Genomic DNA, 281 nt, shown 5'->3' with positions numbered 1-281 from the left:
GCACGAGGAGCGAAGCGACGAAAAGCCCGACCGCTTGCGGTAACGCCCCAAAATTCATTGTATTACGGAAGTATGTTGTTCTTTCCAACAATGGCACCAGAACAAACACAAAGATACTTTCTTGACACACCAGAGCCACGGCACCGTTTAGTAAGATAAATAATTCAACCCTTATTCGTATGCATACGTTTAAGAGTGAATATTTAAAATGGGTTTGAGAAACAAAAGGATAGAGAGAGAAGCCGAAAAGCTTTAGAATGTGGTTGGGTGCTCTTGGTTTT

The 281-nt window shown here is 42.0% G+C and carries 1 protein-coding gene; it reads right to left on the bottom strand.

What is annotated here, in order from left to right; genetic code table 11:
• A partial coding sequence (locus tag AACR11_RS07515) for a hypothetical protein (RefSeq protein WP_223295726.1) occupies nucleotides 1-281 on the bottom strand: 281 nt, incomplete at both ends.

Origin of the sequence: Vibrio sp. L85 (assembly GCF_963871815.1) — a bacterium.
GTDB lineage: Bacteria > Pseudomonadota > Gammaproteobacteria > Enterobacterales > Vibrionaceae > Vibrio > Vibrio harveyi.
Note: the sequence above shows the minus strand (reverse complement) of the source record. Positions and strands in the feature narration are given on the sequence as shown.